We start from the raw sequence: 394 nt of genomic DNA, 5'->3' as shown, positions 1-394 counted from the left end.
AAACCGGAGGAAGGTGGGGATGACGTCAAATCATCATGCCCCTTATGACCTGGGCTACACACGTGCTACAATGGACGGTACAAACGGTTGCCAACCCGCGAGGGGGAGCTAATCCGATAAAACCGTTCTCAGTTCGGATTGTAGGCTGCAACTCGCCTACATGAAGCCGGAATCGCTAGTAATCGTGGATCAGCATGCCACGGTGAATACGTTCCCGGGCCTTGTACACACCGCCCGTCACACCACGAGAGTTTGTAACACCCGAAGTCGGTGAGGTAACCTTTTGGAGCCAGCCGCCGAAGGTGGGATAGATGATTGGGGTGAAGTCGTAACAAGGTAGCCGTATCGGAAGGTGCGGCTGGATCACCTCCTTTCTAAGGATATTTTCGGAATA

General features: G+C 53.3%; 1 rRNA gene. It reads left to right on the top strand.

The features are described 5' to 3' along the window. Positions 1 to 374: ribosomal RNA gene (locus tag C9J34_RS17195) — 16S ribosomal RNA — on the top strand; the annotation flags it as partial. Between the last annotated feature and the right edge of the window lie 20 nt (positions 375 to 394).

This window comes from Metasolibacillus meyeri (assembly GCF_003049505.1).
Taxonomy (GTDB): Bacteria; Bacillota; Bacilli; order Bacillales_A; family Planococcaceae; genus Metasolibacillus; species Metasolibacillus meyeri.
Note: the sequence above shows the minus strand (reverse complement) of the source record. Positions and strands in the feature narration are given on the sequence as shown.